Annotated in this window: 22 protein-coding genes and 1 rRNA gene; 13 read left to right on the top strand and 10 right to left on the bottom strand. The window is 62.4% G+C overall.

Features of this window, described 5'->3' with window-relative positions; genetic code table 11:
- The first annotated feature begins 149 nt into the window (after nt 1-149).
- A 5S ribosomal RNA gene (rrf, locus tag QYQ98_RS05565) occupies nt 150-267 on the top strand.
- Between the two features lie 66 nt (nt 268-333).
- Here rrf and QYQ98_RS05560 read toward each other — a convergent pair.
- Nucleotides 334-1212 (bottom strand): pseudouridine synthase, encoded by an 879-nt coding sequence (locus QYQ98_RS05560; RefSeq protein ID WP_367881620.1) that lies wholly within the window; start codon nt 1210-1212, stop codon nt 334-336.
- 112 nt (nt 1213-1324) lie between these two features.
- On the opposite strand from QYQ98_RS05560, the gene QYQ98_RS05555 reads away from it, so the two are divergent.
- The 4 genes from QYQ98_RS05555 to QYQ98_RS05540 all read left to right on the top strand — a co-directional run bounded on the left by QYQ98_RS05555 (nt 1325) and on the right by QYQ98_RS05540 (nt 3676).
- Nucleotides 1325-1471 carry a hypothetical protein gene (locus QYQ98_RS05555; protein WP_302005921.1) on the top strand — a complete coding sequence of 49 codons (147 nt, stop codon included), beginning with the start codon at nt 1325-1327 and terminating at the stop codon, nt 1469-1471.
- A 97-nt stretch (nt 1472-1568) separates the two neighbouring features.
- Complete coding sequence (locus QYQ98_RS05550; protein WP_302005920.1) at nt 1569-2471, top strand: universal stress protein; 903 nt, start codon at nt 1569-1571, stop codon at nt 2469-2471.
- Nucleotides 2472-2621: 150 nt separating this feature from the next.
- Entirely contained in the window at nt 2622-2888 is a 267-nt protein-coding gene (locus tag QYQ98_RS05545) for a GlsB/YeaQ/YmgE family stress response membrane protein (RefSeq protein WP_302005919.1), read from the top strand.
- Between the two features lie 149 nt (nt 2889-3037).
- On the top strand, nt 3038-3676 hold the full coding sequence (locus QYQ98_RS05540) for a TetR/AcrR family transcriptional regulator (protein ID WP_302005918.1): 639 nt from the start codon (nt 3038-3040) through the stop codon (nt 3674-3676).
- Here QYQ98_RS05540 and yidC read toward each other — a convergent pair.
- Nucleotides 3664-4905 carry a membrane protein insertase YidC gene (gene yidC / locus QYQ98_RS05535; protein ID WP_302005917.1) on the bottom strand — a complete coding sequence of 414 codons (1242 nt, stop codon included), beginning with the start codon at nt 4903-4905 and terminating at the stop codon, nt 3664-3666. The genes QYQ98_RS05540 and yidC overlap by 13 nt on opposite strands.
- A gap of 115 nt (nt 4906-5020) precedes the next feature.
- On the opposite strand from yidC, the gene QYQ98_RS05530 reads away from it, so the two are divergent.
- Complete coding sequence (locus QYQ98_RS05530) at nt 5021-5161, top strand: hypothetical protein (RefSeq protein ID WP_302007812.1); 141 nt, start codon at nt 5021-5023, stop codon at nt 5159-5161.
- Here the strand turns inward: QYQ98_RS05530 and QYQ98_RS05525 are convergent.
- A complete protein-coding gene (locus QYQ98_RS05525; RefSeq protein ID WP_302005916.1) occupies nt 5158-6267 on the bottom strand; it encodes an SGNH/GDSL hydrolase family protein in 1110 nt (369 codons plus the stop codon). The genes QYQ98_RS05530 and QYQ98_RS05525 overlap by 4 nt on opposite strands.
- Nucleotides 6268-6277: 10 nt before the next feature.
- On the bottom strand, nt 6278-6385 hold the full coding sequence (locus tag QYQ98_RS10090) for a DUF2020 domain-containing protein (protein ID WP_367881619.1): 108 nt from the start codon (nt 6383-6385) through the stop codon (nt 6278-6280).
- Between the two features lie 130 nt (nt 6386-6515).
- On the opposite strand from QYQ98_RS10090, the gene QYQ98_RS05520 reads away from it, so the two are divergent.
- Together QYQ98_RS05520 and QYQ98_RS05515 are read left to right on the top strand one after the other, a co-directional pair.
- A complete protein-coding gene (locus QYQ98_RS05520; RefSeq protein ID WP_302005915.1) occupies nt 6516-7778 on the top strand; it encodes a sensor histidine kinase in 1263 nt (420 codons plus the stop codon).
- The gene (locus tag QYQ98_RS05515; protein WP_302005914.1) at nt 7775-8413 is read left to right on the top strand and encodes a response regulator transcription factor; all 639 of its coding nucleotides are present in this window, start codon (nt 7775-7777) and stop codon (nt 8411-8413) included. Before QYQ98_RS05520 ends, QYQ98_RS05515 begins: the two co-directional genes overlap by 4 nt.
- A gap of 36 nt (nt 8414-8449) precedes the next feature.
- Here QYQ98_RS05515 and QYQ98_RS05510 read toward each other — a convergent pair whose 3' ends face one another.
- Nucleotides 8450-8764 (bottom strand): Lsr2 family protein, encoded by a 315-nt coding sequence (locus QYQ98_RS05510; RefSeq protein ID WP_302005913.1) that lies wholly within the window; start codon nt 8762-8764, stop codon nt 8450-8452.
- 72 nt (nt 8765-8836) lie between these two features.
- On the bottom strand, nt 8837-9475 hold the full coding sequence (locus QYQ98_RS05505; protein ID WP_302005912.1) for a DUF6474 family protein: 639 nt from the start codon (nt 9473-9475) through the stop codon (nt 8837-8839).
- 92 nt (nt 9476-9567) lie between these two features.
- On the opposite strand from QYQ98_RS05505, the gene QYQ98_RS05500 reads away from it, so the two are divergent.
- Entirely contained in the window at nt 9568-11088 is a 1521-nt protein-coding gene (locus QYQ98_RS05500; RefSeq protein WP_302007691.1) for a TM0106 family RecB-like putative nuclease, read from the top strand.
- Here the strand turns inward: QYQ98_RS05500 and QYQ98_RS05495 are convergent.
- From QYQ98_RS05495 to QYQ98_RS05485, 3 genes are all read right to left on the bottom strand, one after another.
- Nucleotides 11074-12282, bottom strand: coding sequence for an MFS transporter (locus QYQ98_RS05495; protein ID WP_302005911.1), 1209 nt, complete (start codon nt 12280-12282; stop codon nt 11074-11076). The genes QYQ98_RS05500 and QYQ98_RS05495 overlap by 15 nt on opposite strands.
- 217 nt (nt 12283-12499) lie before the next feature.
- A complete protein-coding gene (locus tag QYQ98_RS05490) occupies nt 12500-13102 on the bottom strand; it encodes a superoxide dismutase (RefSeq protein WP_302005910.1) in 603 nt (200 codons plus the stop codon).
- A 337-nt stretch (nt 13103-13439) separates the two neighbouring features.
- Complete coding sequence (locus QYQ98_RS05485; protein WP_302005909.1) at nt 13440-13919, bottom strand: HPP family protein; 480 nt, start codon at nt 13917-13919, stop codon at nt 13440-13442.
- A 139-nt stretch (nt 13920-14058) separates the two neighbouring features.
- On the opposite strand from QYQ98_RS05485, the gene QYQ98_RS10085 reads away from it, so the two are divergent.
- Nucleotides 14059-14625, top strand: coding sequence for a CGNR zinc finger domain-containing protein (locus QYQ98_RS10085; protein ID WP_367881618.1), 567 nt, complete (start codon nt 14059-14061; stop codon nt 14623-14625).
- Nucleotides 14626-14665: 40 nt separating this feature from the next.
- On the top strand, nt 14666-15307 hold the full coding sequence (gene msrA, locus QYQ98_RS05480; RefSeq protein ID WP_302005908.1) for a peptide-methionine (S)-S-oxide reductase MsrA: 642 nt from the start codon (nt 14666-14668) through the stop codon (nt 15305-15307).
- Here msrA and QYQ98_RS05475 read toward each other — a convergent pair.
- Nucleotides 15304-17244: an alpha/beta-hydrolase family protein gene (locus tag QYQ98_RS05475; protein ID WP_302005907.1), complete on the bottom strand. Its 1941-nt coding sequence runs from the start codon at nt 17242-17244 to the stop codon at nt 15304-15306. The two genes, msrA and QYQ98_RS05475, sit on opposite strands and share 4 nt — an antisense overlap.
- Before the next feature lie 187 nt (nt 17245-17431).
- Between QYQ98_RS05475 and QYQ98_RS05470 the strand changes: the two genes are divergently transcribed.
- Both QYQ98_RS05470 and QYQ98_RS05465 read left to right on the top strand, forming a co-directional pair.
- Entirely contained in the window at nt 17432-18211 is a 780-nt protein-coding gene (locus QYQ98_RS05470; RefSeq protein WP_302005906.1) for a glycerophosphodiester phosphodiesterase family protein, read from the top strand.
- 24 nt (nt 18212-18235) lie between these two features.
- Nucleotides 18236-19147 (top strand): DUF5926 family protein, encoded by a 912-nt coding sequence (locus tag QYQ98_RS05465; RefSeq protein ID WP_302005905.1) that lies wholly within the window; start codon nt 18236-18238, stop codon nt 19145-19147.
- The last annotated feature ends 22 nt before the right edge of the window (nt 19148-19169 follow it).

The following is a 19169-nucleotide window of genomic DNA, read 5'->3' as shown; positions in this document are numbered from 1 at the left end:
AACACAAAAAACACAGACAAAAACGTCTACCCGCGTCCACTATGCAGTATCTGACACACCACACACACACTGTGTGGCCACCCAAAAAAACTACATACACCCGCACCACACCCACGTGGTGCGACCATGACGACAAACCCCAAAGGTGTGTCGGTGGTTGATAGCGGTGGGGAAACGCCCGGACCCATTCCGAACCCGGAAGCTAAGCCCACCCGCGCTGATGGTACTGCACCCGGGAGGGTGTGGGAGAGTAAGTTACCGCCGACCAAAAACTTCACACATACACCGGTCACCACCCGATCAACGGACAGTGACCGGTTTTCATTTTGTTGTCTACGTTTCTAGGCGAGATTCGGGAATTGGCAGGCCAGACCATCCTCGGGTGACAAAGCTGCGGCGCGTGCCGGCGATCGGGTCCGTGAATGCAAGACCGATGGACGCCAATAGCATTGGGGTGTTGAAGTTCTCTTCTTCAGCTGGCACCAGCTTCGGATAGATGGGGTCGCCGTGGATCGGCGCGCCGGCGGCATGCATCTGGACGCGCAATTGGTGTGTCTTTCCTGTCACTGGGTGGAGGACGTACCTGGCGGTATCTTTTTGCCCATTAAGGGGAGTGATGTCGGATACCGTCGTCAGAGCATTTGGCGCGCCGTCTGGGATGATGTTTGCGGCAAGCTCGCCCTCATTCTTTTCTATCCGGTGCTCCCATCGGAGCGGGGCTTTCAGTCCGATGTCGTCAGCGACCGCTTCGTACATTTTTTGTACTTCTCGTCGGGCGAAGAGTTGTTGGTAGGCGCCTCGATACTCGGTGCGTTTAGTCAATAGCAGTAGTCCGGATGTCATGCGGTCGAGCCGGTGGGCTGGTGTGAGTTCTTCGTTTCCCGTAGCTCTGCGCAGACGCACGGCGGCGTTTTCGGTGATGTGGGAGGCGCGCGGCATGGTGGCCAGGAACGGCGGTTTGCGGACCACCATGATGCGTTCGTCCTCGTACACAGTTTCTATGTCGTAGGGGACACGCTCTTCTGGGGCTGGGCGCCGGTAGAAGTACACGTCGGTCCCGGGGGCGAGGAGGTCGGTTGGGGCGAGAGAGGTACCGTCGATAAGCACGACCTCGTTTTGGGCGAAACGTTGCGTGACTGCACTTTCGTCGTCATCCGGGTGGCGGTGCCGCTGCGTGGACACGAGGTGCCAGATGAAATCGAGTGCGCGCACAGCCTCCCCGTCGGGTACTCGCGCTCGCGTTGCGCTAAGTCCTCCTCGCGGGGGTAGTGGTTGTGGACGTTTTCGCTTCTTCATACGTGACACATGTATTAACTTAGGTCACATGAACCTTGACGCTATTGTTTCGCAGATCACTCAGTTCTTCAGCACCGGCATTGGTAAGGCGATTGCTGATGCTTTGTGGACTATCTATACCTTCCTCTTCCCGGCAAATGCTGAGGCAGCTCACCCGATCGAGATTCCGCGTTAACAGGCGCGTTCCGGCAATAGTGCCGGGAGTTACAATGGGGATGTCGGGTGACCACCACCTCAAGGTGGGCACATAGGTTACGGAAAGGCATTTTCTTATGAGCCAGCAGGATTTGGTCATCGTCGCCGTCGACGGCGGTGAGCCCTCTAATAATGCTGTCCGCTGGGCGGCGAATACGGCCATGAAGCGCGGGGTCCCGCTGCAGCTGGCATCGTCGTACACGATGCCGCAGTTCTTGTACGCCGAGGGAATGGTTCCTCCGCAGGAGCTTTTTGACGATCTGCAGAGGGAGTGCCTGGACAAGATCGAGGCGGCCCGTGAGATCGCCAAGGAAGTCGCCCCGGACATTGAGATCGGTCACACGGTCGTGGAAGGCTCCCCGATCGACATGCTGCTGGATCTGTCCAAGGACGCCACGATGATCGTGATGGGCTCCCGTGGGCTGGGAGGTCTGTCCGGCATGGTCTTGGGCTCTGTCTCGGCCGCAGTGGTGTCGCACGCCGTCTGCCCGGTTGTGGTGGTCCGCGAGGATAATGCGGTGACGGATGAGACCAAGTACGGCCCGGTGGTTGTCGGTGTGGATGGTTCCGATGTCTCGGTCAAGGCGACCCGTGTTGCCTTCGAGGAGGCGCACGCCCGCGGTGCGGAGCTCGTTGCCGTGCACACGTACCTGGAAAACCAGATGCATGAGCCGGTGGCCGGTGCCATCTTGGGTGATGATCAGTGGAGTAAGTTCGAAGAAGAGCGCGAGACGAAGCTGGATAGCGCACTTGCACCGCTCGTCGAGCAGTTCCCCGATGTGAAGGTGACCAAGGTGGTCACCCGCGACCGCCCGGTGCGGGCTTTGGTGGACCAGTCGAAGAATGCTCAGTTGCTCATCACCGGTTCCCACGGCCGCGGCGGCTTCAAGGGCATGCTGCTCGGTTCAACGTCGCGTGCGTTGCTGCAGGCGGCTCCGTGCCCGATGATGGTTGTGCGCCCGGAGCGTCTGCCTAAGTAGAGGCGTGAACTCGGCTCCTGCGGGAGCATTGGATCCCCACGGTTGGTGAACTGTTATCTAACCGTGGGTTTTTCGTTGCCCGGTGTTATCGCTGCTGCGGGCATAATGGAGCATGGATTTCATTCAACACTTAATTGAGAGGATTTTGACATGACTATTTCTATGGGCCTGCTCGGTTGGATCATCATCGGCGGTATCGCTGGTTGGATCGCTTCCATGATTATGAACCGTGACGCTTCTATGGGCATCTTCGCCAACATTGCCTGCGGTGTTGTCGGCGGTCTGCTCGGTGGCTGGCTGCTCAGCTTCTTTGTGGATGTGCAGAGCAAGGGCATGTTCTTCAGCTTCCTTACTTGCATCCTCGGTGCGGTCATCGTCCTGTGGATTGTCAACGCGGTGACTAGCAAGCGCCGTTAATCTGTGTATCCTCGCAGCATCACGCTCCCGCCCCCATACACCGGGGCAGCGGGAGCTTTTTCATGCGAAGCTGACCTGGGGCCGCGTTGAGTGAACGAACCGGTTTGTCTATTATGTGGTGTGTTGTACGAGCCGAAAGGAGAAGCGTGATGTCTCAGGGCAGTGCCGCCACCGCGAAGAAGAAACCGGCCTCGCGCCGCCGCAACAGGCCCGCACCCCGCCAGCGTCTTCTGGATGCCGCGACGAAGCTGTTCACGGAGGAAGGCATCCGCGTCATCGGCATCGACCGCATCCTGCGGGAGGCGGATGTGGCCAAGGCGTCGCTGTATTCTTTGCTCGGTTCGAAAGACAACCTCGTCATTGCCTACCTGCAGCGTTTGGATGACGAGTACCGCGCCCGGTGGACGGAGCGCACTGCGGCGATGACCGATCCGGACGAGAAGATTCTCGCGTTCTTTGATATGGCGATTGAGGAGGAGCCCGCGAAGGACTTCCGCGGATCCCCGTTCGTCAACGCCGCCACGGAGTACCCGCGCCCGGAGACTGAATCCGAGCGCGATATCGTCGCTGCCTGTGTCGAGCATCGCGATTGGATGCACACGACAATGACGGAGCTACTGGACATGAAGAACGGTTACCCTTCTGGCACACAGGCGAGTCAGCTTCTCATTTTTCTCGATGGGGGTATGACTGGCGCGCGCATTAGCCGTGACGATGTCCCGCTGCTCACGGCGAAAGATCTCGCCCGGCAAATGCTGGCCGCGCCCCCGGCGGACTACTCCATTTGACCCTTCTGACCAGACTCGTTCGTTTCTCCCGCTGTTTCCTCGGGCATCTCCTTCGCGCGGCCGCCGCTGTCGGTGGCTGCTGAGTTCTCTTCCTTCCGCCGCTTGCGTTCCTCGCGCCGTCTCTCCATTTCGGCTTTGCGGTTTTGCGAGCGAACTTTGGCGCGGGCCTTCTTAAGGGATTTCTTCTCCGCTTCCCTCCCTTTTTGTTCGCTCTTGAATGCTGCTTTATCGGCTTTGATGTCGCGCCGAACTTGGGCAATAGATCCAGGGCTGGCCAGGGACGTGATTCTGCGGCGCCGCCAGGAACGCTTCGCGGTCTTCTTCGACTGCCGGTGTTCGCGCAGTTCACCAAGCACTTTGGTGCGGGACGTATGAATCTGCTTCTTATGCACCTCGCGCAGCGGGTACTTCTTGGCCAGCAGGTACCACATGATCACGGATTGGGAGAGGGTCCAGAGGTTGCCCAGGAACCAGTACATAAGCAGCGCCACGGGGATGAGGCCGGTCATGCCCACAAAGCCGAGCATGATCGGGGTGAGGATCACCATGGACCACATCCACTTGTACAGATTGCGCGATACTGTCTGGTCCCAGTTCATGTGGGTGCGCGTGCGTAGCTGGGAGACAACGGTGTTCACTGTGGTGAAGATGAGCGCGAAGATGAGCAGCGGAATCGCGACCGCCCGCACGTCGGCGCTGGTGGTGCCCAGGGACGTGAACTGCTCGGGGGACATGGACACATACGCCGGCAGCGGCGCGCCCATGAAGGAGGCCTGGAGGAAGCTGGCGGTGTCATCGGGGGTGAGCAGGCCGATATTTTCGCTGGTGCGCCCGTTCTCGGGAACGGACATCCACATCAGAAGGCGGTAAAGGCCTAGAATGAACGGGATCTGCACCAGTGGCGGGATGCACCCGGTCATGGGGTTGTAGCCGTATTCTTTGTTTAGGTCCTTGAGGGCTTTGTCGTGAGCGGCGACGTCTTCTGCGTCGGTGGATTCGCCGTAGCGCTCCTCGAGCTTTTCTTGCTCTGGCCGCATCAGGAGCATCATGCGGCTGGAGCGGTACGTGGACCAGTTGAACGGGACCAAGAAACTGCGCACGGTGATCACGAGCAGGACAATGGACATCACCCATGCGGTGTCGGGGGCGACACCCATAACGTTGGCGAGCAGACAATGCCACAACTTCATCACCGCTGACACTGGCCAGACAAATGCTTCGAGCAGCATAGGGGTGTGAACTCCTCCGATGAGCCGGTTTAAGACTGTGGGTTAATGTTAGGCCATGTCCTCGATGGCAGAAATTTCTGGGCATGGGGAACAACTAGGAGCTCCCGTCGCGCGTGTGACTGAGGGTGAGGTCATCGGCGAGATCTTCATCACCGTTGGCGTGATCCTTCTGTTAACCGCGGCTTTCTTCCTGCTCATGGATGTCGTGTTTCCCTGGGTCTCGCAATTGATGCCGTATAACGACGTGGCTGTCTAGAGCTTCGCTAGCACGTCGGCCACTGCTTCCGCCATGGCTTTCTGGCCGGCGGGCGTGGGGTGTGCGGGGAACGAGTTCGTCTCCTTGCCGGTGGGGTCCGTCCAGCGCTCGTCCACCGGGGCGCACACCGAGTGGAAGTCCGCGTTGGGGGGCAGAACGTACAGGGCCCCGTTGCGGGCGGCGGCGTCGCGCACCATCGCGTTCATGGTCACGGTCAGTCCGGCGGCCCAGTTCAGGGAGCCGCTGGGTAGGTCGGCGGTGGCCTCGCATTCGTCGCGAATCGATGCGACGGGCATGTACCCGGTGGTGATGATCGTCGCGTCGGGAGCTTTGTCGTGGATGCGGCGGTAGATGTCGTCGAGCCGCGCCGGGAGATCCACAAGTGCGCGGGCGGTGTCGTCGTACAGCCCGTCGTCGCAATCCGCCTCGCCCCTGCCGCTCAGCATTCCGGTGACGCAGCGGCTCCACGGACCGAAGTGAATGTCGTTGCCGCCGATGGACAGGGTGATCAGGTCCGTGTCCGGCTCGAGCGCGTCGATCTGCGCCGCCAGGACGCCGGGCTTGTTCTTGGAGGTGGATGTCGTTGCGCTCGTGCTTGGCGACGGCTCGCCGCTGCCGCTACTGGTGGGTGAGGTGGGGGTCGTCGATAAACTGGTGCTCTCCGCTGCTTGCTCTACTGCTTCTTCGGGGGCGAGGGAATCGTCGATGTGGCGCTCGCTGACGATGTGTTCTGTGGTGGCTCCTTGGCAGGTGGTGTCGACAAAACCGCGTTTCTCATTGATTCCGGGGTACAGCTCCGCCAAGATGTGCGGGTAATTGTCTTCGCTGCGGGCGCAGAAGCGCGGCCCCTCGAATGGTCCGGACGCCGAACCCATGGCTGCGTACGAGTCGCCGAGCGCGACGTACAGGTCGTAAGAGGACGGCAGGTCCTTCGGGTCCGCGGTCACAGTTACGGTGGTGGGAACTTCTACCGTGACGCGCTCAGACTCGCCTTCGGAACTGCAGCCGACCAACGCTGCGAGCGCCGACAGGGCCACGGCAGGGATGGCCGCGGACCCGAAACGGGTACGGGCGGAACGGCGGGAACGGGCGCGGATGGCGTTCATGCACCATATATTAAAGCGAGAGATTCGCGATTGTCTGTATGGCGATGAGCTGGGCTTTGACAGACTCCTTCTGGTTGGTCAACACCACTACAGGGAGTTGCGGCGGAGCTGCCCACATCGGGGTGCTGGGCCGGTTCGTCCCCGGTGCCGGATGAAAACGCGGTCACAGTCCCAGACACAGCGGTCAGCGCTGCTGTGCAGACAGGGTGCCAGCAGCCATGCGGGTGCGGACAGGTACGCTTTGGTGCATGACAGTCATGCTACCGACCGGGGAAAACAGGGCGGATCCCCCCGGCACGCGTGCGCTCGACGTCGGCATCGCGCTGCTGACGCTGTCATTGCTGCTTGTCTCTCTGGCCGGAGTGTTCGGCGCGACTTTCGAACATGGTGCGGTGCTGATTCTACTCGTCGCTGTCTTCGGTTTCATGTACAGCTTCGGCGCGCTCAATATGCCGCAGTGGAACACGGTCGGCCGCCTGGTGTGGCTGCTCGGACTGACAGGCGTGTGGATTGTGGCCATGATGTTCACCCCCGTCGCCGTCTATTGGGTTTTCACGCTGTTCTTCTTGTTCATGCGGTCCGTGGATAATTGGATGGGCATCGCCGGGGTGATTGTTGTCCTGGCGATTGCGATTCTCATGCAGGTTCCGCGCGGATTGACTCTCGGCGGGGTGATGGGCCCGGCAGTCTCCGCGCTCGTCGTGGTCATGATCACCTACGCGTTCAAGGTCATCGTGCGCGTGAGCTCCGAACGCGAGGCGCTTATCGACGAATTGGTGAGCACCCAAGATCGCCTCGCCGCCTCGGAGCGCGAAGCTGGCGTGGCGCAGGAACGCCAGCGCCTCGCCCACGAGATCCACGACACGGTGGCCCAGTCACTCTCCAGCATCCAGATGCTGCTGCACGCGGCGGAGCGCGACCTGCGCGCCACCGGGTTGAGCGAGAATAAACTGCGGGTGCCGCTCGAGCGGATCGAAGCAGCGCGACACTCCGCCTCGGACAACCTGTCGGAGACGCGTGCCATGATCGCGGCTCTCACCCCTGCGCCGCTTTCGGAGACATCTTTGCCGGAGGCGCTCGAGCGCATCGCGGTGTCGTTCGCTCACGCCGGGGACATCGCGATCGACGTCGATGTCGATGGGGATCCGCAGCAGCTTCCGATGCGGGTGGAGGCCGGGTTGCTCAGAATCGCGCAGGGAGCGGTTGGCAACGTCGTCAAGCATTCCGGTGCGACGCGTGCGCGCGTGACCTTGACCTTCTCTCCTGCCGAGGTGCGTTTGGACGTGGTGGACAACGGCTCCGGTTTTGACGCGGATGCTCAACCGGAAAAGCCGGTGGGCCTCGGCCACCTCGGACTCGATGCGATGCGGACGCGGGCGCGGGAGCTGGGTGGTGAGCTGGTCGTGGAATCCGCGCCGGGCGGCCCCACCGCTGTATCGGTTGCCGTGCCGGTGGACCCACCGGAATGCGGTGCGGGTAGGATCAACCGAAAGATTGAGGAGGAAGAATGATACGCGTCCTGCTTGCCGACGATCACGAGATCGTCCGCCTCGGCCTTCGCTCGGTACTGGAAGCCGCCGACGACATCATTGTCGTTGGCGAAGTAGCCACCGCTGAAGGGGCCATCGCGACTGCACAGGCAGGCGGCATCGATGTCATACTCATGGACCTGCGGTTCGGCGCTGGTGCCCAAGGCGCACGGGTGACCACCGGGGCGGAAGCCACCGCGGAAATCCGCGCCACCATGACGAACCCACCGAAGGTGCTGGTGGTGACCAACTACGACACCGATGCCGATATTCTCGGCGCGATTGAAGCGGGCGCCGTCGGCTACTTGCTCAAAGACGCGCCACCCAGCGAATTGCTCGCCGCGGTGCGTTCCACGGCCAAGGGCAACCAAGCAATGTCGCCGATCGTCCGCAGCCGTCTGCAAACCCGCGACCGCACCCCGAGTTCCTCACTCACCCCGCGCGAGCTCGAAGTGCTCCAGCTTGTCGCCGGCGGCTCCTCCAACCGGGAAATCGGTCAGCAGCTCATGCTGTCGGAGGCCACGGTGAAATCCCACCTCGTGCACATTTACGACAAGCTTGGCGTGCGTTCGCGCACGTCCGCGGTTGCCTCCGCGCGCGAACAAGGGGTGCTGTAGTAGCTGCTCCGCTTTAACGGGCTTTAACGGCCCGTCCTAGGCATTGGCGCGACGGTAGGCGTCGATGACCTCGAGCGGAATCTTTCCGCGCTGAGCGACCTTCATGCCCTTATTGCGCGCCCACGCGCGGATTTGCGAGGCATCCACCGTACTGCGCGGATCCGCCGGAACTTCGCGTGCGGCCGCGATGAACGGCATCAACGTCTCGTGGAATTTCGCGACATTCTCTTTTGACAGGTCGAGCACATATTCAGTGCCGTTGAAACTGAAGTGGACCACCTGATGCTCGGAATCGGACAGCGGCGACCCGTCGAGATCGTCGAAAAATTGGGTGACTTCACACCGAGCCATTTTCAGCCCCTTCTGCAGAATGTCTTACAGATTACTTCCTTGTTAAAACATACTAAAGGCTGAAACTGGCGGCTAGTGGCGCAGCGTCTTTTCCTGGATCTCGGCAGTGAGTTTGTTAATGTCGCGGTCGATCGTCTCGTGGGCGAGGCGGCGCTGAGCGTCGTTCATCTGCTCCACGTTGTTCACGGCAGCATCCAGCTCGTCGAGACGCACCTGCGCGTCGCGGCTGAATTTGTCGTCGAGAGCGTCGTTGTCCTCCACCTGGTGGCGGATCGCCTGGATGCGGCCCTTGAGCTCCGCACCCTGACTGGAGTAACGGGCCATCTCCGTGGCGGTGAGACCAGCGGCGCGGGCACGGTCGTTGACCTGGCGTTCCTGGTAGGAGGTCAGCGCGCGGTAAGCCAATGGGATGAGGACCGGCAGGAGAATGCGCGAAGCACCGACCCATTGCTTGGCTTTCTTCTTGGTCAGGCCAGCCTCCTGGATCTTCTTCAGCTCGGTCTGGGCCAGCTTCTTCTCGTGCTTCTGCTTGTTCTTCAGGCCCTTCCTCTCCTCTTTAAGCAGTCGCTTTTCCGCCTTGTCGAGGAGCTTGGCAGTCCGCTTGTCCTGCTTGGCTTCCTCTTTAGCCAGCTGGCGTGCACGGGCCTCGGCGGCCTTGATCTCTGCCTTGGTCTTGGCGCGGGAAGCGCGGATGGTCTCGAACAGTCCCATGGTCGGTACTCCTGGTTCGCATTAATTCGTCGCTGTTTGTCCCGTTCAACTTTACCTATCTCGAGCCGTTAGGCTGGGGCTCGGTGAAAGAAATGGGTAGCGCTGATGTCTCGCTCGTGCGGGCGAGTGACCTCGTGGGGTGTAGGTACCGCCTGCGCCAGCGCTTGGCGCACCCTGAGATTCCGCCGTTGCCGGACGCGGTGGAGCGCCAGCCGCAGGTCGATGCTGGTCGTGCCGCGGTCTTCGGGTTGCTGCCGACGAAGCGGGCGCTTGGCGACGGCCGCCGTAAAGCCTTCTCCCGCCTCGCCCTCGACCCGTCGCAGCCGGTGGCCGAGCGTGAAGCCGCAACCCGAAAATGCGTGAAGGACCGCGCCACCTTGATCGTTGACGGGGCATTGACCGGGCAGGTGGACGGAGTGCCGGTGGTAGCGGAGATCGACATTCTCGTACGCCGCGATGACGGCTCGTATGTGCCCGTGATCGTATCCAACCACCGCGTCGCCCGGGCGAGCACTACGTCGACCATGCAGTTCATTCCCACCCGCCGTTTAGGCTTGGGCAAGCCTTTGGACATCGGCGCTAAAGCCCGCCACCACACCGTGGACGGCTACCGGATCGCCCTGGCCCACCTGCTGCTGGAGGAGGCGGGTCTCGCCTCGGGCCTGGGTGCCGTCGTGGGGCAGGACCGCGAGCGTGCCTACCTGGGTGATGCGACAAAACACGTCGAAGCGTTGCGTGACGCTCTGGCGCAACCGACACCGGAGTACCCCCTGCGGCTGAAGCAGTGCGCAAGCTGCCGCTACTGGGCGCTGTGCGAGCCAGAGCTGAAAGCGATGGACGACATCTCACTCGTCTTCCCCGGCCAGAAGGCACGTCCTTTGCGCGAACGCGGCATCACCACGGTGGAGGAGACCATCGCCGCCGACCTGGGGGAGCCCAGCCAGATCGCCCGGGCATGGCGGGACGGAATCCCGGTGCTGGCGCGCGGCGATGTGCCGGCTTTGCCCGAACTGTGCGCCGATGTGGAGATCGACGTGGACATGGAGGCCTACCTGGACCAGGGCGCGTACCTGTGGGGCGCATTCGACGGCGCCGAGTACCGCGCCTTTGCTACGTGGGAGGAAGTCGGCGGCGCGGTCAACGCGGCGGAGGAAGAGAATTTCCTGGCCTTTTGGACGTGGCTGCAGTCGGTGCGTCGCCGAGCCCACGAAGAAGGTAAGACCTTCCGCGCCTACTGCTACGCGTCCGGCGGGGAGAACCACTGGCTCATGGCCTCCGCACGGCGTTTCGCTTCCGTTGATGAGGCAGAGGTCCGCGCCTTCATTTCCTCCGACGAGTGGGTGGACGTGTTCACCTACGTGCGCCGCTACCTCGTGGGAACTGAGGGATTGGGCTTGAAAGTCGTGGCACCGGTCGCCGGGTTCACCTGGGATGATGATGACATGGACGGTGAGCGTTCCGTTGCGCTGCGCCGCGAGGCCCGCTTGGGCAGCGCCGAAGCCCGCGACATGCTCGTGCGTTACAACGGGGACGATTGCCGCGCCACCGCCGCCGTTCGCCGCTTCCTCAGCGCAGGCGCGCCCGGCATTCCGCGGCTGTCATCCCTGCTGTGATTTCTTCACCGTGAGCGCCAGCCACGCCGCGATGCTGAGAAGCACAACGAGGAAGCCCGCCACCACACCCATGAACTCGCCCCAGCTAAGGAACTGGAATAGCCAGCCGGTTAGCGCGCCTAGTGCCGACGAACCGACGTAATAGAAGAACACGTATGTGCTGGACGCCTCCGCGCGGTCGCGCGTGGCCACCTGCCCCACCCAGCCGGAGGCGACCGAGTGCATGGCGAAGAAACTGGCGGTGAACAGCAGCAGGCCAGCCAGCGTGAACCAGAGGTTGCCGCTGATCAGGATGAGCGCGCCGGCGAGCATGATCGCCGCCGACACCACCATCACCCGGCCGCGTCCGGCTTGCTTGACGTAGACGCCTGCGCGGGCGGACGACCAGGTGCCGGACAAGTACATGAGGTAGACCAGCCCGGCCAGCGCCGGCGGCAGCCCAAAGTGCTCGATAGCCCGGAAGCCGAACATGTTGTACACCGACACGAACATGCCCATGCCCAGGAATGCGGATGCGTAGAGCCCAGCCAGGCGCCAGTCGGACAGGTGGCGCAGCATGGCGGAGAACTCGTGGCCGGGGTTGAGCGTCTTCGCCTCGAAGCGCCGCTGCTGCGGAAGCAGCGCCCACATGATGATGGCGAAGGTGAGGGCAGTCGCGGCACCGGCAAGCAGAGCCCACCGCCAGCTGGCCACCTCGAGCACGAAGGCGGGAATAAGGCGGCCGATCAGCCCGCCGATGGAGTTGCCCGCGACGTACAGGCCCATGGCACCTGCCGAATCCTCGGCCGCGATCTCCTCCGAGATCCAGGTCATGGCCACGGCCGGGGTGCCCGCGATGAGACACCCCTGGATGAAGCGCATCACGATGAGTTGCCCGCCCGTCTGGGCCAGGGGCAGGCAAAGGCCGAGGCTGGTGGCGAGCAGCGCGGAGATGATCAACACACGGCCGCGCCCGAAGCGCTCCGACAGGATCGACGCCGGCACCACGCACAGTGCCAAGCCGCCGGTGGTGGCGGACACGGTCAGGGCGGCCTGGCCTTCGGTCATGCCCAATGCGTCGGTAAGCGTGGGCAGCAGTGCTTGCGTGGCGTAGAGAGAATTGAAGATGGCCAGACCTGCGAAAAGAAGTGCAATACTCGCCCGCCGGTATTCGAGCGTGCCCTTATGGATCCCTTCTCGTGCGTGTGGCCTCATGTTCATCCATTCAAACACGGTCGCGTGACTCGGGCCATGTGGCCGCCCTCTTGCGCACTAAGGTCAGGCTAACCTATACTCATTTTCGAGAACGGAACAAACCCCGTATCTCGTTGCGAAAATCAGGTTGCGCTACCCCGGGTTCCTCCAGCCCCGGGGTAGCGCAAAAGGACCGCGCATTGTTTCTGGGTCAGTGCGCGGTCCTTCTAATTCGTGCTTAGGCGGAAGCCTTCGCGTAACGCTCAGCGACGTCGTCCCAGTTGACAACGTTCAAGAACGCCTTGGCGTAATCAGCCTTCACGTTCTTGTACTGCAGGTAGTAAGCGTGCTCCCACATGTCCAGCATGAGGACTGGGGTGAAGTCGACGGAGACGTTGCCCTGCTGGTCGGTCAGCTGCTGGATGATCAGGCGACCAGCAATGTGGTCGTAACCCAGGACAGCCCAGCCGGAGCCCTGTAGGGAGGTGGCGACACCCTCGAACTGCTTCTGGAAGCCCTCGAAGGAGCCGAAGTCGCGGTTGATAGCCTCGGCGAGCTCGCCAGCCGGCTGGCCGCCACCGTTCGGGCTCATGTTCTTCCAGAAGATGGAGTGGTTGGTGTGGCCACCCAGGTTGAAGGCCAGGTTCTTGGACAGCGCACGCAGCTTGTCCGGGTTGGCCTCGCCGTTGCGCTCTGCCTCGAGTGCCTCGAGCGCAGCGTTCGCGCCCTTGACGTAGGTCGCGTGGTGCTTGTCGTGGTGCAGCTCCATAATCTCGGCCGAGATGTGCGGCTCGAGTGCGTCGTATGCGTAAGGCAGGTCAGGAAGCTCGTAAACAGCCATGTTCTGTGTCCTTTCTCATTTTGTTCGCGCCCTTTCGAGCGCCGTACGTCGCCCATGATAGGGAATTTCGCCAGGTCTCGTTTTTGCGGCGCAATGTGCCGCGGTATCCGGGGTGAACTATGCGCTGCATAGTTCCTGGGGTTTTGGGGCCGAGCGAACACGGGTTCCTGGTTCCCGCGCACCCCTTCGCTATGCCCTGCATAGTTCCTGGGGATATGGGCCCGAACCGACGCGGGCTCTTTGGCCCTGGGGCACCGAATCTTTATGCCCTGCATAGTTCCTGGGGTTGCGCGGCATCGGGGCGAGCTATGCGCTGCATAGTTCCTGGGGTTTCACGTCACCAGATGTAGGAGGGGTAGTCGACTCCGTTGGTCCGGTTTCCGAGCAGGCCGACTAAGACAAGCACGGCGGCCGATAGAAAAGCGAGAAGGACGAAGCATGTGCCGTTATCGACTGTGACTCCGAGAATTGCTGTCGCCGCGGCAGGGGAGTGGGGCATGCGAGCGAGCATCATTGCTCCTAGTGCTAGTCCGCCGGCTAGCGCACCCAGCCACAAAGAGTCGCCGGCTAGGCCCACGATGACGCCGACAGCTGCGCTAAGGGTCTGTCCGCCGACAACGTTTCGAGGTTGCGCTAGGGGCAGGTTGGGTACTCCCATCACTAGCGCCATCGAGGCAGCCATTGGGGGAATCAGCCATTGGTGGCCGGTGGTGACGGTGAGAAAGGTGAGAACGGCTAGGGCTATGCAGCTTGAAATCGTTGCAACAGTGATGGCGCGTAAAGGCGGGCGCGGTGGGGCTTGGGTGGCGAACAGCATGGAGACTCCTTACTAATGGTCATGGCGTTAGTTGCCCGCTTAGCTTAGCGAAGCTTCTGCAGCACTAATGGGAATACCATTAGTTAGATTCACGTTAATCTTGGTACAACGAAATTAGGAAGATTTAGCGGAGGGTGGGATGAAGACTCAGTACGTCACCGATGGGGTTCTTGTTCGCCCTTTTGAGCAGACAGCCACCCGTTTTCTGAGTTCTCGTTTCTATGACGGGCGAAAAATTGTCGACTTATTGGAATCGACGGAATCCGCTCAGTTGTGGTTCGAGGTCATGGCTCGGGAAATAGACGTTGTCAACGTGGGCACGGTTACCGACGCCCAACTAGCTGACCTTCGCTCAGCTCGGGATCTGGTTTCCACTGTTTACGAAGCCGCCGTGTCTGGTGACTTTCAAAGTGCAGCGGATGGGCTCACGCGGCTAGGTAGATTGGTCACTGTTGAGCCGTCGTTCGCTTTCGCTGGGGCAGGTGTAGACGTTCACTTCTCTGCAGGGGATTCGGCCGTAGACGACTTTCTCGCCGAACTTTTGTTTTCGACTGCCGACACGATCACGCCACCCAATCTTTCGCGTTTGCGAAAATGTGACGGTCCCCATTGCGTGCTTTATTACACCCAGCTGAGGGAAGGACAACAGTGGTGTAGCAATACTTGTGGAAATCGGGCACGGGTTGCCCGACATGCGCGAAGGTGATGAAGGGAATCATTCAGCCGCGCCGGCCGTTAATGAGGGCATGGCATTCTTCTTCGGACGCACCCCAGAACTCGTCGACCCGGACCGCGCGCTGCCCGGCCGCACCGAACCGGTCCTGCCTAACCCGCAGCCGCATGCGGTGCTGGGCACCCCGATTACGGGGCCGTGGCGTGAGGGGCAGAAACGGCTGCTCATTGGCATCGGATGTTTCTGGGGTGCAGAGAAAATGTACTGGACCATGGACGGTGTGGAAGCCACATCCGTCGGCTACGGCGGCGGGGTGACCCCGAACCCGACGTACCGCGAGGTGTGCTCTGGGCAGACGAACCACGTCGAGCTCGTGGAGGTCGTCTATGATCCGGAGAAAATCTCCCTGAAAGAGCTCGTCCGCGCCGCGCTTGAGGCCCACGATCCGACGCAGGGCTTCCGCCAGGGCAACGATGTGGGCACGCAGTACCGCTCCGCGTTCTACACCGACAGCGAGTACGAGGCCGAGCTCATCCGCGGGTGGGTGGACACGTACGGGCAATCGCTTATCGACGCCGGCTACGGCCCCATCACCACCGAAGTGCGAGCAGGCGCGGACTATTACCTGGCCGAGGACGAGCACCAGCAGTACCTGCACAAGGTGCCGAACGGCTACTGCCCGCACCACTCAACGGGAGTGGCCTGCGGGATCTAGGAGGAGCTGGAGCGGTTGAAGGTGTTCTGCGCCGATTCCTTCGCGGCAGAGGCGGCGGTGGCGCGGATGCGGGTGGAGTCTTGGTGGATCCACTCGGAGATCTTGGAGATCTCCTCGTCGCTCGCCCCCGCATCCAGCACCGCGTTCCAGTAGGCGACTGTCTCGTCGTGGTACTGGTGCCCGTGGCCGCCCGGCTGGTTCTGCGAGAGCAACTGGTCCACGCCGACCTGCCAGCCGGTGATGAACGGCGCCCACCGCATGCTCTGAAGGACGTCGACATGCTGCGCCTCCGGCGCCTTCACACCGCGTGAGCCCGGTTCACGCAGCCAGTTCGGCTTGCGCACGAAGAGCTTCCAGTCCCACCACACGACCGGGTCGGAGGCGTGTTGGGCGAAGACGGCGCGGGGGAACTCCCATTCCTGGCCGTACTCGCTGCCGTCGAAAGTGTTCTCCAGGTGGTCGGGGTGCGCCGTGAAGCGGACGTGGCGGCCACCGTCCACAACGGGGAGGCGCTCCGGGCTGCCGTTGTCGCGGTCCCGGGTGAGCTGAATGTGGCGGGCTGTGAATCCGGGAGTGCCGGTGAACACGCCGCCGTCGATGCTATTCAGCAGCGAGTCGACGCTGTCGAAGGCGTCAGCGACGCCGTAGGCGCCGAGGGACTCGCCGCCGACGTAAAGCCGCGGGCGCTGGTCCTCGGGCATTTCGGCAAGGCGCTCGCGGATGGCGCTGATGAGTACCCGCGAGCTGCGCACCGGCACTTCGCGGTCCGAGGCATAAGAGTACGCCGAGGGCATGAACGAGTACTGCTGGGCGACGATCGCGCAGTCGCCCCGGTTCAAGAACTCGAATCCGGAGGTGTGGAAGTCGTTGATCCATCCTGTGCCGGCCGAAGACAGCACGGCGATGGCCTTCCGGGACCAGGCGTCGGTGCGGTCCATTTCTTTCAGCGCCATCTGGGCCTGTTCTTCGGGGCTGCGGTCCTTCAGGCCGATGAAGACGCGGATCGGTTCGCGCGCGCTGTCGGCGCCGAGCACGTTCTCAATATCAGCCTTCCGCGGTCCACCCGCCACAACGGCGCGACCCTGACGGCCCAGGTACTTCCAGCGCTCGAGAGAATCCGGTGAGCCGGAGCGCTCCGGTTCGCTGGGTTTGTCCGCGCCGGGCAGGAACTCCCGGTTGAGTTTGTCGGCGTTGCGGTAAGCGCTGTTGAGAATCTGACGCACGACCACCTTGTCCGTCAGCACCGCGCCGGCGGCGCTCAAGCCCACGATGGCCAGCGGCCACGATACAACTGGCGGCATCCAGCGGCGCAGCTCGTGGTTGAAGCGGTCGGCGGTGACCTGGATGCCCTCACCCAGCAGCAGGAGCACGCCGTAGCCGATGGAGCCGAGACCGATTCCCGCCAGGGTCTGCAGCGGCCCGAGGCGGGTGGGGTCGTCGACGAGGCGCTCGTGCTCGGAACGTCGTAAAGCGGCGGAAAGGTATGTGGCGACCGTGACGGCACCCATGGTGACCTGCACGGGAACCGCTGTTTTGCGGCGCAGCTTGCGCGGGTAATTCCAGTTCCGTGCGCTCGCGATGGACGCCGCGAGGTTCGACGCGCCGACGCCGACTGTGTGGCCCGCCGCCTGGCTGATCGCGACATTCGCCGTGGTCACCCACCACGGGTGGGGGAGCAGCGACGGCGAGATCGCGCTCCACGTGGCCACCTCCGCACCCAAAATGCCTGCTGCGAAATCATCCGGGAGCCGGCGCAGGCCCGACATGCGCACGACCGGGGTCAGATCCGCCAGCAGCTCCACGGCGTACAGGGGCGCGCGGACCGCGTGTGTGCGGCGTGGCCACAGCTCCTGCACCTTGCTCTTCGCGCTGGTAGCCGCGTCCCCGACGCGGGTGCGTAATGTCCGAAACGATGCGTCGAGAGGCGTAATAGACATGCGAACTATTGTGGCAAAGATCGCATTCGCCTGCCGACGTTTGCCCTCTAAACTAACGTCAGGTGAACAGCGCGTTATTTTCGCGTGATACTTCCGTATCTACCCCCGCCAGCACTTTTGCATGCTCTTTCGCGCGCCTATGGTCGGGTGGCAAGTTGCACGCGCTTTTCGGGGAGACATCGCAGGCATGACCATCGCCACCTCCGCCCAGATTTCGGCACCCAGCACCCATCCGCTCATCGTCGCCCACCGCGGCGCATCGGGGCTCCACCCGGAATCCACGCTTCGGGCATTCGATGAAGCGCTGAAAATGGACGGCGTGCACGGCATCGAATGCGACGTTCGCCTCACACGCGATGGCCGCCTCGTTGTCCACCACGACGCGCTGATCAACCGCACCTCCAACGGCGCGGGGCGCATCGCCAGGATGGATTTCGCGGACCTGCGCCAATTCAATTACGGCACGGAGGAGGATCCGCAGCAGCTTTTGCTTCTCGACGAACTGTTGGACCTCCTCCAGGATTACCCCGACAAGCACATCTACATTGAGACCAAGCACCCCACCCGCTTCGGGCCGGAAGTGGACGAGCAGACTGTGCGCACCCTCTGGTACCGCGGGATGCTGTCTGACCCGCGCGTCCACCTCATCTCCTTCTCTCACTCGGCCATGCGCTATTTCACCCACGCGGTGCCGGAACTGGAGACGTTCTACCTGTTCCGCTTGCGCGAGAAGAAGTGGAATCCCACCAGCACGATGCTCTCCCGCCCTTACGGCGTTGGCCCGGCGCTCGCCCACCTTCGCGGCAAACCGAAACTCCTGGGTTACCGCGGGCTGAAAACGTACACGTGGACCGTGAATGAGCCGGACCACATGCGGTGGTGCCGCGACAGTGGTGTCGACGTCTTCGCCACCGACCACCCGCAGGTCGCGGTGGAGACTTTCCGCACCCCAGGCACTGTGAACTGACCTGACCCCGGTAAATTGGGCGGTATGGCCAAGAAGAACCGCAAGAAGGAAGATCTGCCCGAGGGCATGAGCCGCCGCCAGGCGAAGCTGGCTGCCCGCGCCGCTGAGCGTGAAGCCCTGCAGAAAGATCCCCGCCCCTACAAGGGATTCGCCGCCGAAACCGACCTGGTGGCCCTGCAGGAATTCGTTCCCTCCGCAGTAGCGAAAGTGGATGTCAAGGGCACCGACGTCAACATCGTGACTGTTCTTCCCGGTGCCGGCGCGGCCCTGCGCCGCCCGGAGGAGGACGGCGGCGAACGCTTCGTGGCTCTCCAGGTACAGTCCCACTCGCAGAACCCGAACCGCGACCTCGCATACGCCCTGAACTGGGTGCTCAATGCCGAGCCGGGGGCGACGCTGAACTCCACCGCTGCGAACGGATCCCAGCCCGAGCTGAACACGCTGCTGGGCGAGAGCACTGAGCTGGACATCACCGCACACGACAACTTCAACTGGTGGTTCACGGATTCCGCCGCCGGCAACCCGCAGGTTCAGCAGGCCTTGGCCCGCGCCAACGATGCCGTTCTGCCCTCCACCGAGATCGTCACGGACCTCCCCGGATCCATCTGGTGGGTCAACCCGGGTGGCGGCAAGGCGCACATCCGTTGGGTCCGTCCGGAGGATGACGAGCGCACGCTTCTCAACGCCCTGGCGCGCATCGCCGCCCGTGGCGAGCTGAACCTGGGTGACGGCACCAAATTCGCCGGCACTTTCCGCACCCACGGTCTGGTTGTTCCGGTCTTCGATCTCGACCCGTCCGTCGCAGCCGATTCCTACGGCGAGGCGCTGACCAAGGTCAACGAGGCGATCGCGGCCGAGTACGACAACGATGCCCAGCTGAGTGCCGATGAGCGCAAGCAGCTGGAAAACATCAAGTCGCGCCAGGTAACCATCTAAGACACAAGGCGAGGGGCAAAGG

This window comes from Corynebacterium sp. P3-F1 (genome assembly GCF_030503635.1).
In the GTDB taxonomy this organism is placed as follows: domain Bacteria; phylum Actinomycetota; class Actinomycetes; order Mycobacteriales; family Mycobacteriaceae; genus Corynebacterium.
This window is presented reverse-complemented; position numbering and strand designations above follow the sequence as displayed.

Excerpts from the sequence above, each read along its gene's own strand:
- QYQ98_RS05490 (WP_302005910.1), bottom strand. The coding sequence starts at position 13,102 with ATGGCTGTTTACGAGCTTCCTGACCTGCCTTACGCATACGACGCACTC.
- QYQ98_RS10085 (WP_367881618.1), top strand. The coding sequence starts at position 14,059 with ATGAAGACTCAGTACGTCACCGATGGGGTTCTTGTTCGCCCTTTTGAG.
- msrA (WP_302005908.1), top strand. The coding sequence starts at position 14,666 with ATGGCATTCTTCTTCGGACGCACCCCAGAACTCGTCGACCCGGACCGC.
- QYQ98_RS05525 (WP_302005916.1), bottom strand. The coding sequence starts at position 6,267 with ATGAACGCCATCCGCGCCCGTTCCCGCCGTTCCGCCCGTACCCGTTTC.
- QYQ98_RS05505 (WP_302005912.1), bottom strand. The coding sequence starts at position 9,475 with ATGGGACTGTTCGAGACCATCCGCGCTTCCCGCGCCAAGACCAAGGCA.
- QYQ98_RS05515 (WP_302005914.1), top strand. The coding sequence starts at position 7,775 with ATGATACGCGTCCTGCTTGCCGACGATCACGAGATCGTCCGCCTCGGC.
- QYQ98_RS05550 (WP_302005920.1), top strand. The coding sequence starts at position 1,569 with ATGAGCCAGCAGGATTTGGTCATCGTCGCCGTCGACGGCGGTGAGCCC.
- QYQ98_RS05475 (WP_302005907.1), bottom strand. The coding sequence starts at position 17,244 with ATGTCTATTACGCCTCTCGACGCATCGTTTCGGACATTACGCACCCGC.
- QYQ98_RS05470 (WP_302005906.1), top strand. The coding sequence starts at position 17,432 with ATGACCATCGCCACCTCCGCCCAGATTTCGGCACCCAGCACCCATCCG.
- QYQ98_RS05555 (WP_302005921.1), top strand. The coding sequence starts at position 1,325 with ATGAACCTTGACGCTATTGTTTCGCAGATCACTCAGTTCTTCAGCACC.
- QYQ98_RS05465 (WP_302005905.1), top strand. The coding sequence starts at position 18,236 with ATGGCCAAGAAGAACCGCAAGAAGGAAGATCTGCCCGAGGGCATGAGC.
- QYQ98_RS05510 (WP_302005913.1), bottom strand. The coding sequence starts at position 8,764 with ATGGCTCGGTGTGAAGTCACCCAATTTTTCGACGATCTCGACGGGTCG.
- QYQ98_RS05545 (WP_302005919.1), top strand. The coding sequence starts at position 2,622 with ATGACTATTTCTATGGGCCTGCTCGGTTGGATCATCATCGGCGGTATC.
- QYQ98_RS05540 (WP_302005918.1), top strand. The coding sequence starts at position 3,038 with ATGTCTCAGGGCAGTGCCGCCACCGCGAAGAAGAAACCGGCCTCGCGC.
- QYQ98_RS05500 (WP_302007691.1), top strand. The coding sequence starts at position 9,568 with ATGGGTAGCGCTGATGTCTCGCTCGTGCGGGCGAGTGACCTCGTGGGG.
- QYQ98_RS05520 (WP_302005915.1), top strand. The coding sequence starts at position 6,516 with ATGACAGTCATGCTACCGACCGGGGAAAACAGGGCGGATCCCCCCGGC.
- QYQ98_RS05495 (WP_302005911.1), bottom strand. The coding sequence starts at position 12,282 with ATGAGGCCACACGCACGAGAAGGGATCCATAAGGGCACGCTCGAATAC.
- yidC (WP_302005917.1), bottom strand. The coding sequence starts at position 4,905 with ATGCTGCTCGAAGCATTTGTCTGGCCAGTGTCAGCGGTGATGAAGTTG.
- QYQ98_RS05485 (WP_302005909.1), bottom strand. The coding sequence starts at position 13,919 with ATGCTGTTCGCCACCCAAGCCCCACCGCGCCCGCCTTTACGCGCCATC.
- QYQ98_RS10090 (WP_367881619.1), bottom strand. The coding sequence starts at position 6,385 with ATGTGGGCAGCTCCGCCGCAACTCCCTGTAGTGGTGTTGACCAACCAG.